Here is a 12665-nt window from a genome sequence, read left to right on the forward strand (position 1 = left end):
CATCAAAATGGTTGTTACCCTGATCCACCCAATCGCGATGGACGACGGTCTGCGTTTCGCAATCCGTGAAGGCGGCCGTACTGTAGGCGCGGGCGTTGTTGCTAAAGTTATCGCTTAATCGCTGATACCTTTGTATGAAAAAAGAGCGCTTAGGCGCTCTTTTTTTTTGCTATTTTTGCCGCTTACTCACTCAAGCAACATGGGTGTGCTATTGTAATCATAACTATTCTCATTTACACTTTGCGCGTAATTTGAACGGGAGTGCTTATGTACGTTTGTTTGTGTAATGGTGTAAGTGATAAAAAAATTCGGCAGGCAGTGCGCCAGTTTCATCCACAATCTTTCCAGCAGCTTCGCAAGTTTGTGCCAGTGGGGAACCAATGTGGCAAATGCATTCGCGCAGCACGAGAAATTATGCAAGAAGAGCTATTGCAGATCCCAGAATTTAAAGAGATTGCCTAAGACGGTCACTTTTTTTTGACTTACTCCGTGCTACATCTACGCTTCATGTAGTGGAAGCGGAGGGAGTAAAAAATGAAAGGTGATACTAAGATAATAAATTATCTCAATAAATTGTTGGGAAACGAGCTTGTCGCGATAAATCAGTATTTTCTCCATGCGAGAATGTTCAAAAACTGGGGCCTGATGCGCCTCAACGAAGTTGAGTACCACGAATCCATTGATGAAATGAAACATGCCGATAAGTACATCGAGCGTATTTTATTTCTCGAAGGCATTCCAAATCTGCAAGATTTAGGCAAGCTCCATATTGGTGAAGATGTTGAAGAAATGCTTCAATCTGACCTTAAGTTAGAAATGGAAGGTGCCAAAGATTTGCGTGAAGCCATTGCTTACGCAGATACCATTCATGACTATGTCAGTCGAGACATGCTGATCCAAATTCTTGCAGAGGAAGAGCATCATATCGATTGGTTGGAAACTGAATTAGATCTCATCTCTAAAATTGGTTTGCAGAATTATATTCAGTCGCAAATCAAAGAAGGAAATTGAGTTCTTTAAACAGTGGGAAGGAGGAATATATCCATCCTGCTGAACCACCCGCTATCGCAAGGTATGGGCCAAAGGGTAGCGGAGTGGTAGTCAGTGACATTCTGTTCTTTCTTAGTAACTTTTTTATTAACACTGAAAACAGGCCCAATGATGAGGCTGTGAACAATATCCACCCCAAACTCTGCCATCCATGCCATGCTCCTAAGGCAGCCAAAAGCTTCATATCGCCGTAGCCGATGCCTTCACAGTTTCTCCAATAAAAATAAATCCAGTACAACCCCCACAAACTGACATACCCGCAAATAGCGCCAAGTACTGATGTTGCTAAATTCTCGGGTATAAAAAACAGCTGATACAGTAACCCAGACCATAACAAAGAGTAGGTCAGATTATCCGGGAGCAACATGCATCGATAATCTATCCAGGCTAGCCGTAGTAAAAGCCCAATATAGAGTGCGAGAAAGGGAAGTTCGAATAGGGTAGGGGATGTAGACATAGCCATTGATGACTCTGCAGTGATATGATTTTCAACACTAAATTAATATACATGTGAAAACAAAATGAAGATTATTCAGGCGCGAGCAGCCCTCCAGGGAATATTCTATGGTTAGTCAATTTTGCATCTCGAGTTGAAGGTGTGCCGTACCCCCGCATAAAAGATTGTTTAATTCGTATCCATGGCTTGATTAAGGGGCATATTTACGTATAATGCGCGGGCCTGTCTTAATCGACGGCTGGCTCAATACGAGCCTGACAGTGAAGTTGCTGTCGACAATGTTCCCAATTGGGGAACTATGTATGAACGATTACACTCCCCCATCAATCGTAATGGGTGTGAGTAGTGATTTTTTTCGTCTATAAAATAATTGGAGCTATGGTCTCATGCAGAGCCAAAGAATCCGTATCCGTCTTAAAGCGTTTGATCATCGTCTGATTGATCAATCAACTGCGGAAATCGTCGAGACTGCTAAGCGCACTGGTGCGCAAGTACGTGGTCCGATCCCGCTGCCGACCCGCAAAGAGCGCTTTACCGTTCTGATCTCTCCGCACGTCAACAAAGACGCGCGTGATCAGTACGAAATTCGCACTCACAAGCGTCTGGTTGACATCGTTGAGCCAACTGAGAAAACCGTTGATGCTCTGATGCGTCTGGATCTGGCTGCTGGTGTTGACGTGCAGATCAGCCTGGGTTAATCAGGTCATTGACGATTGAGAGGTTGAAACAATGATTGGTTTAGTCGGTAAAAAATTGGGTATGACCCGTATCTTCACTGAAGACGGCGTTTCTATCCCAGTAACCGTGATCGAAGTAGAAGCAAACCGTGTTACTCAGGTCAAAGACCTGGCTAACGATGGCTACCGTGCTGTTCAAGTTACCACTGGCGCTAAAAAAGCTAGCCGTGTAACTAAGCCGGAAGCTGGTCACTTCGCTAAAGCTGGCGTAGAAGCTGGCCGTGGCCTTTGGGAATTCCGTCTTGCAGAAGGCGAAGAGTTCACTGTAGGTCAAGACGTTAGCGTTGAGCTGTTTGCTGAAGTTAAAAAAGTTGACGTAACTGGCACCTCTAAAGGTAAAGGTTTCGCAGGTACCGTTAAGCGCTGGAACTTCCGTACCCAGGATGCTACACACGGTAACTCCTTGTCTCACCGCGTTCCGGGTTCTATCGGTCAGAACCAGACTCCGGGCAAAGTGTTCAAAGGCAAGAAAATGGCAGGCCAACTGGGCAACGAACGTGTAACTGTTCAGAGCCTGGATGTAGTACGCGTTGACGCTGAGCGCAACCTGCTGCTGGTTAAGGGTGCAGTTCCGGGTGCAACCGGTAGCGACCTTATTGTTAAACCAGCTGTGAAGGCGTGAGGAGATAGCAATGGAATTAGTATTGAAAGACGCGCAAAGCGCGCTGACTGTTTCCGAAACTACCTTCGGTCGTGATTTCAACGAAGCGCTGGTACACCAGGTTGTAGTTGCTTATGCAGCTGGTGCCCGTCAAGGTACTCGTGCTCAGAAGACCCGTGCTGAAGTAACTGGTTCCGGCAAAAAGCCGTGGCGCCAGAAAGGTACCGGCCGTGCGCGTTCAGGTTCTATCAAGAGCCCGATCTGGCGTTCCGGTGGCGTAACCTTCGCTGCTCGCCCGCAGGACCACAGTCAAAAAGTTAACAAAAAGATGTACCGCGGAGCGCTGAAAAGCATTCTGTCCGAACTGGTACGTCAGGATCGTCTGATCGTTGTCGAACAGTTCTCTGTTGAAGCGCCTAAAACTAAGCTGCTTGCTCAGAAACTGAAAGACATGGCCCTGGAAGATGTGCTGATCGTAACTGGCGAACTGGATGAGAATCTGTTCCTGGCTGCGCGTAACCTGCATAAGGTTGACGTGCGCGACGCAGCAACAATCGATCCAGTTAGCCTGATCGCCTTCGACAAAGTCGTTATGACTGCTGATGCAGTTAAGCAAGTTGAGGAGATGCTGGCATGATCCGTGAAGAACGTCTGCTGAAAGTACTGCGCGCGCCGCACGTATCTGAAAAAGCATCTATGGCGATGGAAAAAACTAATACCATCGTTCTCAAAGTTGCAAAAGACGCGACCAAAGCAGAGATCGTTGCTGCTGTTGAGAAACTGTTCGAAGTTGAAGTTAAAGGCGTTAATACCTTGCTTGTTAAAGGTAAAACTAAGCGTCATGGACAGCGTATCGGTCGTCGTAGCGACTGGAAAAAAGCTTACGTCACCCTGAAGGAAGGCCAGAATCTGGACTTCGTCGGCGGCGCTGAGTAAGTCGGAGGAGAAAAACAATGGCAGTTGTTAAATGTAAACCGACATCTCCGGGTCGTCGCCACGTAGTTAAAGTGGTCAACCCTGAGCTGCATAAGGGCAAACCATTTGCTCCGCTGGTTGAAAAAAACAGCAAATCCGGTGGCCGCAACAACAATGGTCGTATCACTACTCGTCACATCGGTGGTGGTCACAAGCAGGCTTATCGTATTGTTGACTTTAAACGCAACAAAGACGGTATCCCGGCAGTTGTTGAACGTCTTGAGTACGATCCGAACCGTTCTGCGAATATCGCACTGGTTCTGTACAAAGATGGCGAACGCCGTTACATCCTGGCCCCTAAAGGCCTGAAAGCTGGCGACCAGATTCAATCTGGCGTTGATGCTGCAATCAAAGCAGGTAACACCCTGCCGATGCGCAATATCCCGGTTGGTTCTACCGTTCATAACGTAGAAATGAAACCAGGTAAAGGCGGTCAGCTTGCACGTTCTGCTGGTACCTATGTGCAGATCGTTGCACGTGATGGTGCTTACGTTACCCTGCGTCTGCGTTCTGGTGAAATGCGTAAAGTCGAAGCTGACTGCCGTGCAACCATGGGCGAAGTCGGTAACTCTGAGCATATGCTCCGCGTTCTGGGTAAAGCAGGTGCTGCTCGCTGGCGTGGTGTTCGTCCTACCGTTCGCGGTACTGCGATGAACCCAGTCGACCACCCACACGGTGGTGGTGAAGGTCGTAACTTTGGTAAGCACCCGGTAACTCCGTGGGGCGTTCAGACCAAAGGTAAGAAGACCCGCAGCAACAAGCGTACTGATAAATTCATCGTACGTCGCCGTAGCAAATAATTTTAGAGGATAAGCCATGCCACGTTCTCTCAAGAAAGGTCCTTTTATTGACCTGCACTTGCTGAAGAAGGTAGAGAAAGCGGTGGAAAGCGGTGACAAGAAGCCCCTGCGCACTTGGTCCCGTCGTTCAACGATCTTTCCTAACATGATCGGTTTGACCATCGCTGTCCATAATGGTCGTCAGCATGTTCCGGTATTTGTTTCCGACGAGATGGTCGGTCACAAACTGGGTGAATTTGCACCGACACGTACTTATCGCGGCCATGCTGCTGATAAAAAAGCCAAGAAGAAATAAGTAGGAGGAAGAGATGGAAACTTTAGCTCAACATCGCCACGCTCGTTCTTCTGCTCAAAAGGTTCGCCTTGTTGCAGACCTTATTCGCGGTAAGAAAGTGTCGCAGGCACTGGAAATTTTGACCTTCACCAACAAGAAAGCTGCGGTATTGGTCAAGAAAGTTCTGGAATCTGCCATTGCTAACGCTGAACACAACGATGGCGCTGACATTGACGATCTGAAAGTCGCGAAAATCTTCGTAGACGCAGGCCCAAGCATGAAGCGCATTATGCCGCGTGCAAAAGGTCGTGCAGATCGCATCCTGAAGCGCACCAGCCACATTACTGTGGTTGTGTCCGATCGCTGAGACTCTGGAGACTAGCAATGGGTCAGAAAGTACATCCTAATGGTATTCGCCTGGGTATTGTAAAACCTTGGAACTCTACTTGGTTTGCGAACACCAAAGAATTCGCTGACAACCTGGACAGCGATTTTAAAGTTCGTCAGTACCTGACTAAGGAACTGGCGAAGGCGTCTGTATCTCGTATCGTTATCGAGCGTCCAGCTAAGAGCATCCGTGTGACTATTCACACTGCTCGCCCTGGCATCGTAATCGGTAAGAAAGGCGAAGACGTAGAAAAACTGCGCAAGGTCGTAGCGGATATCGCTGGCGTTCCTGCACAGATCAATATCGCCGAAGTTCGTAAGCCTGAACTGGACGCAAAATTGGTTGCTGATAGCATCACTTCACAGCTGGAACGTCGTGTTATGTTCCGTCGTGCTATGAAGCGTGCTGTACAGAATGCCATGCGTCTGGGCGCTAAAGGTATCAAAGTTGAAGTTAGCGGCCGTCTGGGCGGCGCCGAGATCGCACGTACCGAATGGTATCGTGAAGGTCGCGTGCCGTTGCACACTCTGCGTGCTGACATTGACTACAACACCTCTGAAGCGCACACCACTTATGGTGTAATTGGCGTTAAAGTGTGGATCTTCAAAGGTGAGATCCTGGGTGGGATGGCTGCTGTTGAACAACCGGAAAAACCGGCTGCTCAACCTAAAAAGCAGCAGCGTAAAGGCCGTAAGTAAGGAGAGTCGCTGTGTTACAACCAAAGCGTACAAAATTCCGTAAAGTGCACAAAGGCCGCAACCGTGGTCTGGCTGCTGGTACGGATGTTAGCTTCGGCACTTTCGGTCTGAAAGCTGTTGGCCGTGGTCGTCTGACTGCACGTCAGATCGAAGCAGCACGTCGTGCAATGACCCGTGCAGTTAAGCGTCAGGGTAAGATCTGGATCCGTGTATTCCCGGACAAACCGATCACCGAAAAGCCGCTTGAAGTGCGTATGGGTAAAGGTAAAGGCAACGTAGAGTATTGGGTTGCCTTGATCCAGCCTGGCAAAGTCCTGTATGAAATGGACGGCGTACCAGAAGAGCTGGCCCGTGAAGCATTCAAGCTGGCAGCAGCGAAACTGCCGATTAAAACCACCTTTGTAACTAAGACGGTGATGTAATGAAAGCAAAAGAGCTGCGTGAAAAGAGTGTTGAAGAGCTGAACACCGAGCTGCTGAATTTGCTGCGTGAGCAGTTCAATCTGCGTATGCAAGCAGCAAGTGGCCAGCTGCAACAGACTCACCTGCTGAAGCAAGTGCGTCGTGATGTTGCACGTGTTAAGACTTTATTGACTCAGAAGGCGGGTGCGTAATGACCGATAAAATCCGTACTCTGCAAGGTCGCGTTGTTAGTGACAAAATGGAGAAATCCATTGTTGTTGCTATCGAACGTGTGGTGAAACACCCGATTTACGGTAAATTCATCAAACGTACGACCAAACTGCACGTACATGACGAGAACAATGAATGTGGTATCGGTGACGTGGTTGAAATCCGCGAATGCCGCCCACTGTCTAAGACTAAGTCTTGGACGCTTGTTCGCGTTGTAGATAAAGCTGTTCTGTAATACAGTGAGCTTTGTCTAACGAATAAACGGCTCAGTAAATGAGCCGTTTATTTTTTCTACCCATATTCAGGAACCGGTGTTATAATGCCGCGCCCTCGTTTATGGGGCTTTTTAACGACCTAATTATGGGTCCCGAAGTAGTAGTTGACATTAGCGGAGCACTGAAATGATCCAAGAACAGACTATGCTGACCGTAGCCGACAACTCCGGCGCGCGTCGCGTAATGTGTATCAAGGTTCTGGGTGGCTCGCACCGTCGCTACGCAGGCGTCGGCGACATCATCAAAATTACCATCAAGGAAGCAATTCCTCGTGGTAAGGTGAAGAAAGGCGATGTCCTGAAAGCGGTAGTGGTGCGCACCAGGAAGGGTGTTCGTCGCCCGGACGGTTCTGTCATTCGCTTCGATGGTAATGCATGCGTTATTTTAAACAATAACAGCGAGCAACCAATCGGCACGCGTATTTTTGGGCCGGTAACTCGTGAACTGCGTAATGAAAAGTTCATGAAAATTATCTCTCTGGCACCAGAAGTACTCTAAGGAGCGAATCATGGCAGCTAAAATCCGTCGTGATGACGAAGTTATCGTGTTAACCGGTAAAGATAAAGGTAAGCGCGGTAAAGTTAAGAATGTCTTGTCTTCCGGCAAGCTAATTGTTGAAGGTATCAACCTGGTTAAGAAACATCAGAAGCCGGTTCCGGCCCTGAACCAACCAGGTGGCATCGTTGAAAAAGAAGCTGCTATTCAAGTTTCTAACGTTGCACTCTTCAATGCGGCAACCGGCAAGGCTGACCGTGTAGGCTTTAGATTCGAAGAGGGCAAAAAAGTCCGTTTCTTCAAATCTAACAGCGAAACTATCAAGTAATTTGGAGTAGTACGATGGCGAAACTGCATGATTACTACAAAGACGAAGTAGTTACAAAACTCATGACTGAGTTTAACTACAATTCTGTCATGCAAGTCCCTCGGGTCGAGAAGATCACCCTGAACATGGGTGTGGGTGAAGCGATCGCTGACAAGAAACTGCTGGATAATGCAGCAGCTGACTTGACAGCAATCTCCGGTCAAAAACCGTTGATCACCAAAGCACGCAAATCAGTTGCAGGCTTCAAAATCCGTCAGGGCTATCCGATCGGCTGTAAAGTAACTCTGCGTGGCGAACGCATGTGGGAGTTTCTTGAGCGCCTGATCACCATTGCTGTACCACGTATCCGTGACTTCCGTGGCTTGTCCGCTAAGTCATTCGATGGCCGTGGTAACTACAGCATGGGTGTCCGTGAGCAGATCATCTTCCCAGAAATCGACTATGACAAAGTCGATCGCGTTCGTGGTTTGGATATTACCATTACCACTACTGCGAAATCTGATGATGAAGGCCGTGCTCTGCTGGCAGCCTTTAACTTCCCATTCCGTAAGTAAGGTAGGGTTACTAATGGCTAAGCAATCGATGAAAGCACGCGAAGTCGTTCGCGTGAAACTGGCCGACAAATACCGCGCTAAACGCGAGGAATTGAAAGCTATCATCTCTGGTGTGAACTCATCCGACGAAGAACGTTGGGATGCTGTTCTTAAGCTGCAGTCTCTGCCGCGTGATTCCAGCCCGTCCCGTCAGCGTAACCGCTGCCGCCAAACTGGTCGTCCGCATGGTTATGTGGGCAAATTCGGGTTGAGCCGTATCAAGCTTCGTGAAGCCGCTATGCGCGGTGAAGTACCTGGCTTGAAGAAGGCTAGCTGGTAATATCCAATTGAATCACGGGAGTAAAGACAGATGAGCATGCAAGATCCAATTGCGGATATGCTGACCCGTATCCGTAACGGTCAAGCCGCGAATAAAGTTGCGGTCACCATGCCTTCCTCCAAGCTGAAATTGGCAATTGCCAACGTGCTGAAAGAAGAAGGCTATATTGAAGATTTTAAAATCGAAGGCGACATCAAGCCTGAACTGGAACTGACTCTTAAGTATTTCCAGGGCAAGGCTGTGGTAGAGAGCATTCAGCGAGTCAGCCGCCCAGGTCTGCGCATCTATAAGAAAAAAGATGAGCTGCCTAAAGTTATGGCCGGTATGGGTATTGCTGTCGTTTCTACCTCTAAAGGTGTTATGACTGATCGTGCAGCGCGCCAAGCTGGTCTTGGTGGCGAAATTATCTGCTACGTAGCCTAATTGGAGGAATAAAATGTCTCGTGTTGCTAAAGCACCGGTCGTTATTCCTGCTGGCGTAGAGGTAAAACTCAACGGTCAGGTTATTTCGATCAAAGGTAAGAACGGCGAGCTGACTCGTACAATCAACGATGCTGTTGAAGTTAAACACGCTGATAATGCACTGACTTTCGCTCCGCGCGAAGGTTTTGCTAACGCGTGGGCCCAAGCGGGTACCACTCGTGCGCTGTTAAATGCAATGGTTATCGGTGTTACCGAAGGCTTCACTAAGAAGCTGCAGCTGGTTGGTGTAGGTTATCGTGCAGCAGTTAAAGGCAATGCGGTGAGTTTGGCCCTGGGCTTCTCTCATCCTGTTGAACATGCTCTGCCAGCGGGAATCACTGCTGAATGTCCAACTCAAACTGAAATCGTGCTGAAAGGCGCTGATAAGCAGATGATTGGACAAGTGGCTGCTGATCTGCGCGCCTACCGTCGTCCTGAGCCTTATAAAGGCAAGGGTGTTCGTTACGCCGACGAAGTCGTGCGTACCAAAGAGGCTAAGAAGAAGTAAGGTAACACTATGGATAAGAAATCTGCTCGTATCCGTCGTGCGACCCGCGCACGTCACAAGCTCAAAGAACTGGGTGCGACTCGTCTGGTGATTCACCGCACGCCTCGTCATATTTATGCACAGGTTATCGCACCAAACGGTTCAGAAGTCCTGGTAGCTGCATCTACTGTAGAGAAAGCTATCGCTGAGCAACTGAAGTACACTGGAAATAAAGACGCCGCTACAGCTGTGGGTAAAGCTGTTGCAGAGCGCGCACTGGAAAAAGGTATTACGAAAGTATCCTTTGACCGTGCTGGTTTCCAATATCATGGTCGTGTCCAGGCACTGGCAGATGCTGCCCGTGATGCTGGCCTTCAGTTCTAAGGTAGAGGTGTAAGATGGCTCACATCGAAAAACAAGCTGGCGAACTGCAGGAAAAGCTGATCGCGGTAAATCGCGTATCTAAAACCGTTAAAGGTGGTCGTATTTTCTCCTTCACTGCACTGACAGTGGTTGGCGATGGTAACGGTCGCATTGGTTTTGGTTACGGAAAAGCGCGTGAAGTTCCAGCAGCTATCCAGAAAGCGATGGAAAAAGCCCGTCGCAACATGATTAACGTCGCGCTGAACCACGGCACCCTGCAGCACCCTGTTAAAGGTGTGCACACAGGATCTCGTGTGTTCATGCAGCCGGCTTCCCAGGGTACCGGTATTATTGCCGGTGGTGCAATGCGCGCCGTTCTGGAAGTCGCTGGAGTTCATAACGTTTTGGCTAAAGCATATGGTTCCACCAACCCGATTAACGTGGTTCGTGCAACTATTGATGGCCTGGCGAATATGAAGTCTCCGGAAATGGTCGCTGCCAAGCGTGGTAAATCCGTTGAAGAAATTCTGGGGTAATTGACCATGGCAAAGACTATTAAAATTACACAAACCCGCAGTGCGATCGGTCGTTTGCCGAAACACAAGGCAACGCTGCTTGGCCTGGGTCTGCGTCGTATTGGCCACACCGTAGAGCGCGAGGATACTCCTGCTGTACGTGGTATGGTCAACGCGGTTTCCTACATGGTTAAAGTTGAGGAGTAAGAGATGCGTTTAAATACTCTGTCTCCGGCCGAAGGGTCTAAGCACGCTTCAAAGCGTCTGGGTCGTGGTATCGGTTCTGGTCTCGGCAAAACCGGCGGTCGTGGTCACAAAGGTCAGAACTCTCGTTCTGGCGGTGGCGTACGTCGTGGGTTCGAAGGTGGCCAGATGCCGTTGTACCGTCGTCTGCCGAAATTCGGTTTCACCTCTCGCAAAGCAATGATCACTGGTGAGATTCGTCTCTCCGATCTGGCGAAAGTTGAAGGCGACGTAGTTGACCTGAACACGCTGAAAGCAGCAAACATTATCGGTATCCAGATCGAGTTCGCGAAAGTGATTCTGTCTGGCGAGGTTTCTCGTCCGGTAACTGTTCGCGGCCTGCGTGTCACTAAAGGCGCTCGTGCTGCTATCGAAGCTGCTGGCGGTAAAATCGAGGAATAAGTAGCAGATGGCAAAGCAACCGGGATTAGATTTTCAAAGTGCTAAAGGCGGGTTTGGCGAGCTGAAACGCAGACTGATGTTTGTTATCGGTGCGCTGATTGTGTTCCGTATTGGCTCTTTTATTCCGATCCCTGGTATTGATGCCGCTGTACTTGCCAAACTGCTTGAGCAACAGCGAGGCACTATCATTGAAATGTTTAACATGTTCTCTGGTGGTGCTCTCAGCCGTGCTTCTATCTTTGCATTGGGTATCATGCCGTATATTTCGGCATCGATTATTATCCAGCTGTTAACGGTGGTTCATCCAGCGTTAGCAGAGTTGAAGAAAGAAGGGGAGTCTGGTCGTCGTAAGATCAGCCAGTACACCCGTTATGGCACTCTGGTGCTGGCAATATTCCAGTCAATCGGTATTGCTACCGGTTTACCGAATATGCCTGGTATGCAAGGCTTGGTGTTAAACCCAGGCTTTGCATTCTACTTCACAGCTGTTGTGAGCCTTGTCACGGGGACTATGTTCCTTATGTGGCTTGGTGAACAGATTACTGAGCGTGGTATCGGCAACGGTATTTCAATCATAATCTTCGCTGGTATTGTTGCGGGTTTGCCGCCGGCCGTTGGCCATACTATCGAACAAGCAAGGCAAGGCGACCTGCACTTCCTTCTGTTGCTGTTGGTTGCAGTACTAGTATTCGCAGTGACCTTCTTCGTTGTTTTTGTTGAACGTGGTCAACGCCGCATTGTGGTAAACTACGCAAAACGTCAACAGGGTCGTCGTGTCTATGCTGCGCAGAGCACGCATTTACCGCTGAAAGTGAATATGGCTGGTGTTATTCCAGCAATTTTTGCTTCCAGTATTATTCTGTTCCCAGCAACGATTGCATCGTGGTTTGGGGGCGGTACCGGTTGGAACTGGCTGACTACAATTTCGCTGTATTTGCAGCCTGGGCAACCGCTTTATGTGTTACTCTATGCGTCTGCAATCATCTTCTTCTGTTTCTTCTACACAGCGTTGGTTTTCAACCCACGTGAAACAGCAGATAACCTGAAGAAGTCCGGTGCATTTGTACCAGGAATTCGTCCGGGAGAACAAACGGCGAAGTATATTGATAAAGTGATGACCCGCCTGACCTTGGTTGGTGCGTTGTACATTACCTTTATCTGCCTAATCCCGGAGTTCATGCGTGATGCAATGAAAGTGCCTTTCTACTTCGGTGGAACCTCGCTGCTCATTGTTGTCGTGGTTATCATGGACTTTATGGCTCAAGTGCAAACTCTGATGATGTCTAGTCAGTACGAGTCTGCATTGAAGAAAGCGAATCTGAAAGGCTACGGCCGTTAATAGTCGCTTGAGAAGTTACGGAGAGTAAAAATGAAAGTTCGTGCTTCCGTCAAGAAATTATGTCGTAACTGCAAAATCGTTAAGCGTGACGGTGTTATTCGCGTGATTTGCAGCGCCGAACCGAAGCATAAACAGCGTCAAGGCTGATTATCTCGTATATTTTTCTTGCAAAGTTGGGTTGAGCTGGCTAGATTAGCCAGCCAATCTTTTGTATGTCTATGCGTTTCCATTTGAGTATCCTGAAAACGGGCTTTTCGGTATGGGACGCATA

General features: G+C 48.6%; 27 protein-coding genes. 26 read left to right on the plus strand and 1 reads right to left on the minus strand.

Features of this window, described 5'->3' with window-relative positions:
* The 3 genes from LVQ77_RS21785 to bfr form a co-directional block, all read left to right on the plus strand.
* On the plus strand, nt 1-118 hold a 118-nt coding region (locus LVQ77_RS21785), incomplete at its 5' end, for an EF-Tu C-terminal domain-related protein (protein ID WP_076995039.1).
* Nucleotides 119-267: 149 nt separating this feature from the next.
* Nucleotides 268-462, plus strand: coding sequence for a bacterioferritin-associated ferredoxin (gene bfd, locus LVQ77_RS21790; RefSeq protein ID WP_034461786.1), 195 nt, complete (start codon nt 268-270; stop codon nt 460-462).
* 72 nt (nt 463-534) lie between these two features.
* Complete coding sequence (gene bfr / locus LVQ77_RS21795; protein ID WP_064514255.1) at nt 535-1011, plus strand: bacterioferritin; 477 nt, start codon at nt 535-537, stop codon at nt 1009-1011.
* Here bfr and LVQ77_RS21800 read toward each other — a convergent pair.
* Complete coding sequence (locus LVQ77_RS21800; protein ID WP_370645075.1) at nt 995-1513, minus strand: prepilin peptidase; 519 nt, start codon at nt 1511-1513, stop codon at nt 995-997. The two genes, bfr and LVQ77_RS21800, sit on opposite strands and share 17 nt — an antisense overlap.
* 380 nt (nt 1514-1893) lie before the next feature.
* Here LVQ77_RS21800 and rpsJ point away from each other — a divergent pair, with 380 nt between their 5' ends.
* The 23 genes from rpsJ (at nt 1894) to rpmJ (ending at nt 12541) form a co-directional block, all read left to right on the plus strand.
* Nucleotides 1894-2205, plus strand: a complete 312-nt coding sequence (rpsJ, locus tag LVQ77_RS21805; RefSeq protein ID WP_034461784.1) for a 30S ribosomal protein S10 — start codon at nt 1894-1896, stop codon at nt 2203-2205.
* A gap of 31 nt (nt 2206-2236) precedes the next feature.
* Nucleotides 2237-2866 (plus strand): 50S ribosomal protein L3, encoded by a 630-nt coding sequence (gene rplC, locus LVQ77_RS21810; RefSeq protein ID WP_064514251.1) that lies wholly within the window; start codon nt 2237-2239, stop codon nt 2864-2866.
* A gap of 10 nt (nt 2867-2876) precedes the next feature.
* Complete coding sequence (gene rplD / locus LVQ77_RS21815) at nt 2877-3482, plus strand: 50S ribosomal protein L4 (RefSeq protein WP_034461782.1); 606 nt, start codon at nt 2877-2879, stop codon at nt 3480-3482.
* Nucleotides 3479-3781 (plus strand): 50S ribosomal protein L23, encoded by a 303-nt coding sequence (gene rplW, locus LVQ77_RS21820; protein WP_034461781.1) that lies wholly within the window; start codon nt 3479-3481, stop codon nt 3779-3781. The genes rplD and rplW overlap by 4 nt, the downstream gene beginning before the upstream one ends.
* 17 nt (nt 3782-3798) lie before the next feature.
* Nucleotides 3799-4620, plus strand: coding sequence for a 50S ribosomal protein L2 (rplB, locus tag LVQ77_RS21825; protein WP_034461780.1), 822 nt, complete (start codon nt 3799-3801; stop codon nt 4618-4620).
* A 16-nt stretch (nt 4621-4636) separates the two neighbouring features.
* Nucleotides 4637-4915, plus strand: a complete 279-nt coding sequence (gene rpsS, locus LVQ77_RS21830; protein ID WP_001138115.1) for a 30S ribosomal protein S19 — start codon at nt 4637-4639, stop codon at nt 4913-4915.
* Between the two features lie 13 nt (nt 4916-4928).
* Nucleotides 4929-5261: a 50S ribosomal protein L22 gene (gene rplV, locus LVQ77_RS21835; protein ID WP_034461779.1), complete on the plus strand. Its 333-nt coding sequence runs from the start codon at nt 4929-4931 to the stop codon at nt 5259-5261.
* A 17-nt stretch (nt 5262-5278) separates the two neighbouring features.
* Nucleotides 5279-5980 carry a 30S ribosomal protein S3 gene (gene rpsC, locus LVQ77_RS21840; RefSeq protein ID WP_000529945.1) on the plus strand — a complete coding sequence of 234 codons (702 nt, stop codon included), beginning with the start codon at nt 5279-5281 and terminating at the stop codon, nt 5978-5980.
* A gap of 11 nt (nt 5981-5991) precedes the next feature.
* Nucleotides 5992-6402, plus strand: coding sequence for a 50S ribosomal protein L16 (gene rplP, locus LVQ77_RS21845; RefSeq protein ID WP_008927134.1), 411 nt, complete (start codon nt 5992-5994; stop codon nt 6400-6402).
* On the plus strand, nt 6402-6593 hold the full coding sequence (rpmC, locus tag LVQ77_RS21850; RefSeq protein ID WP_008457158.1) for a 50S ribosomal protein L29: 192 nt from the start codon (nt 6402-6404) through the stop codon (nt 6591-6593). Before rplP ends, rpmC begins: the two co-directional genes overlap by 1 nt.
* Nucleotides 6593-6847, plus strand: coding sequence for a 30S ribosomal protein S17 (rpsQ, locus tag LVQ77_RS21855; protein ID WP_034461775.1), 255 nt, complete (start codon nt 6593-6595; stop codon nt 6845-6847). Before rpmC ends, rpsQ begins: the two co-directional genes overlap by 1 nt.
* 166 nt (nt 6848-7013) lie before the next feature.
* Nucleotides 7014-7385, plus strand: a complete 372-nt coding sequence (rplN, locus tag LVQ77_RS21860) for a 50S ribosomal protein L14 (RefSeq protein ID WP_002438705.1) — start codon at nt 7014-7016, stop codon at nt 7383-7385.
* A gap of 10 nt (nt 7386-7395) precedes the next feature.
* Entirely contained in the window at nt 7396-7710 is a 315-nt protein-coding gene (gene rplX / locus LVQ77_RS21865) for a 50S ribosomal protein L24 (protein WP_034461774.1), read from the plus strand.
* Between the two features lie 14 nt (nt 7711-7724).
* Nucleotides 7725-8264 (plus strand): 50S ribosomal protein L5, encoded by a 540-nt coding sequence (gene rplE, locus LVQ77_RS21870; RefSeq protein WP_034461772.1) that lies wholly within the window; start codon nt 7725-7727, stop codon nt 8262-8264.
* A 13-nt stretch (nt 8265-8277) separates the two neighbouring features.
* Nucleotides 8278-8583 (plus strand): 30S ribosomal protein S14, encoded by a 306-nt coding sequence (rpsN, locus tag LVQ77_RS21875; protein ID WP_034461771.1) that lies wholly within the window; start codon nt 8278-8280, stop codon nt 8581-8583.
* A 30-nt stretch (nt 8584-8613) separates the two neighbouring features.
* Nucleotides 8614-9006, plus strand: a complete 393-nt coding sequence (gene rpsH, locus LVQ77_RS21880; RefSeq protein WP_034461770.1) for a 30S ribosomal protein S8 — start codon at nt 8614-8616, stop codon at nt 9004-9006.
* A 13-nt stretch (nt 9007-9019) separates the two neighbouring features.
* Nucleotides 9020-9553, plus strand: coding sequence for a 50S ribosomal protein L6 (rplF, locus tag LVQ77_RS21885; protein WP_034461769.1), 534 nt, complete (start codon nt 9020-9022; stop codon nt 9551-9553).
* Nucleotides 9554-9562: 9 nt separating this feature from the next.
* The gene (gene rplR, locus LVQ77_RS21890) at nt 9563-9916 is read left to right on the plus strand and encodes a 50S ribosomal protein L18 (RefSeq protein ID WP_034461768.1); all 354 of its coding nucleotides are present in this window, start codon (nt 9563-9565) and stop codon (nt 9914-9916) included.
* A gap of 14 nt (nt 9917-9930) precedes the next feature.
* Nucleotides 9931-10431 carry a 30S ribosomal protein S5 gene (rpsE, locus tag LVQ77_RS21895; RefSeq protein ID WP_034461766.1) on the plus strand — a complete coding sequence of 167 codons (501 nt, stop codon included), beginning with the start codon at nt 9931-9933 and terminating at the stop codon, nt 10429-10431.
* Between the two features lie 6 nt (nt 10432-10437).
* Nucleotides 10438-10617, plus strand: coding sequence for a 50S ribosomal protein L30 (rpmD, locus tag LVQ77_RS21900; protein WP_004846568.1), 180 nt, complete (start codon nt 10438-10440; stop codon nt 10615-10617).
* Between the two features lie 3 nt (nt 10618-10620).
* A complete protein-coding gene (rplO, locus tag LVQ77_RS21905) occupies nt 10621-11055 on the plus strand; it encodes a 50S ribosomal protein L15 (protein ID WP_034461765.1) in 435 nt (144 codons plus the stop codon).
* Nucleotides 11056-11062: 7 nt separating this feature from the next.
* The gene (gene secY / locus LVQ77_RS21910; protein WP_034461764.1) at nt 11063-12394 is read left to right on the plus strand and encodes a preprotein translocase subunit SecY; all 1332 of its coding nucleotides are present in this window, start codon (nt 11063-11065) and stop codon (nt 12392-12394) included.
* Nucleotides 12395-12424: 30 nt separating this feature from the next.
* Entirely contained in the window at nt 12425-12541 is a 117-nt protein-coding gene (gene rpmJ / locus LVQ77_RS21915) for a 50S ribosomal protein L36 (protein ID WP_000868187.1), read from the plus strand.
* The last annotated feature ends 124 nt before the right edge of the window (nt 12542-12665 follow it).

Source organism: Buttiauxella cochleicola, from assembly GCF_021282435.1.
GTDB classification, from domain to species: domain Bacteria; phylum Pseudomonadota; class Gammaproteobacteria; order Enterobacterales; family Enterobacteriaceae; genus Buttiauxella; species Buttiauxella massiliensis.

What these genes read in the sequence shown, in the direction of transcription:
- bfd (WP_034461786.1), top strand. Translation starts at nt 268, where the DNA reads ATGTACGTTTGTTTGTGTAATGGTGTAAGTGATAAAAAAATTCGGCAG.
- bfr (WP_064514255.1), top strand. Translation starts at nt 535, where the DNA reads ATGAAAGGTGATACTAAGATAATAAATTATCTCAATAAATTGTTGGGA.
- LVQ77_RS21800 (WP_370645075.1), bottom strand. Translation starts at nt 1,513, where the DNA reads ATGGCTATGTCTACATCCCCTACCCTATTCGAACTTCCCTTTCTCGCA.
- rpsJ (WP_034461784.1), top strand. Translation starts at nt 1,894, where the DNA reads ATGCAGAGCCAAAGAATCCGTATCCGTCTTAAAGCGTTTGATCATCGT.
- rplC (WP_064514251.1), top strand. Translation starts at nt 2,237, where the DNA reads ATGATTGGTTTAGTCGGTAAAAAATTGGGTATGACCCGTATCTTCACT.
- rplD (WP_034461782.1), top strand. Translation starts at nt 2,877, where the DNA reads ATGGAATTAGTATTGAAAGACGCGCAAAGCGCGCTGACTGTTTCCGAA.
- rplW (WP_034461781.1), top strand. Translation starts at nt 3,479, where the DNA reads ATGATCCGTGAAGAACGTCTGCTGAAAGTACTGCGCGCGCCGCACGTA.
- rplB (WP_034461780.1), top strand. Translation starts at nt 3,799, where the DNA reads ATGGCAGTTGTTAAATGTAAACCGACATCTCCGGGTCGTCGCCACGTA.
- rpsS (WP_001138115.1), top strand. Translation starts at nt 4,637, where the DNA reads ATGCCACGTTCTCTCAAGAAAGGTCCTTTTATTGACCTGCACTTGCTG.
- rplV (WP_034461779.1), top strand. Translation starts at nt 4,929, where the DNA reads ATGGAAACTTTAGCTCAACATCGCCACGCTCGTTCTTCTGCTCAAAAG.
- rpsC (WP_000529945.1), top strand. Translation starts at nt 5,279, where the DNA reads ATGGGTCAGAAAGTACATCCTAATGGTATTCGCCTGGGTATTGTAAAA.
- rpmC (WP_008457158.1), top strand. Translation starts at nt 6,402, where the DNA reads ATGAAAGCAAAAGAGCTGCGTGAAAAGAGTGTTGAAGAGCTGAACACC.
- rpsQ (WP_034461775.1), top strand. Translation starts at nt 6,593, where the DNA reads ATGACCGATAAAATCCGTACTCTGCAAGGTCGCGTTGTTAGTGACAAA.
- rplN (WP_002438705.1), top strand. Translation starts at nt 7,014, where the DNA reads ATGATCCAAGAACAGACTATGCTGACCGTAGCCGACAACTCCGGCGCG.
- rplX (WP_034461774.1), top strand. Translation starts at nt 7,396, where the DNA reads ATGGCAGCTAAAATCCGTCGTGATGACGAAGTTATCGTGTTAACCGGT.
- rplE (WP_034461772.1), top strand. Translation starts at nt 7,725, where the DNA reads ATGGCGAAACTGCATGATTACTACAAAGACGAAGTAGTTACAAAACTC.
- rpsN (WP_034461771.1), top strand. Translation starts at nt 8,278, where the DNA reads ATGGCTAAGCAATCGATGAAAGCACGCGAAGTCGTTCGCGTGAAACTG.
- rpsH (WP_034461770.1), top strand. Translation starts at nt 8,614, where the DNA reads ATGAGCATGCAAGATCCAATTGCGGATATGCTGACCCGTATCCGTAAC.
- rplF (WP_034461769.1), top strand. Translation starts at nt 9,020, where the DNA reads ATGTCTCGTGTTGCTAAAGCACCGGTCGTTATTCCTGCTGGCGTAGAG.
- rplR (WP_034461768.1), top strand. Translation starts at nt 9,563, where the DNA reads ATGGATAAGAAATCTGCTCGTATCCGTCGTGCGACCCGCGCACGTCAC.
- rpsE (WP_034461766.1), top strand. Translation starts at nt 9,931, where the DNA reads ATGGCTCACATCGAAAAACAAGCTGGCGAACTGCAGGAAAAGCTGATC.
- rpmD (WP_004846568.1), top strand. Translation starts at nt 10,438, where the DNA reads ATGGCAAAGACTATTAAAATTACACAAACCCGCAGTGCGATCGGTCGT.
- rplO (WP_034461765.1), top strand. Translation starts at nt 10,621, where the DNA reads ATGCGTTTAAATACTCTGTCTCCGGCCGAAGGGTCTAAGCACGCTTCA.
- secY (WP_034461764.1), top strand. Translation starts at nt 11,063, where the DNA reads ATGGCAAAGCAACCGGGATTAGATTTTCAAAGTGCTAAAGGCGGGTTT.
- rpmJ (WP_000868187.1), top strand. Translation starts at nt 12,425, where the DNA reads ATGAAAGTTCGTGCTTCCGTCAAGAAATTATGTCGTAACTGCAAAATC.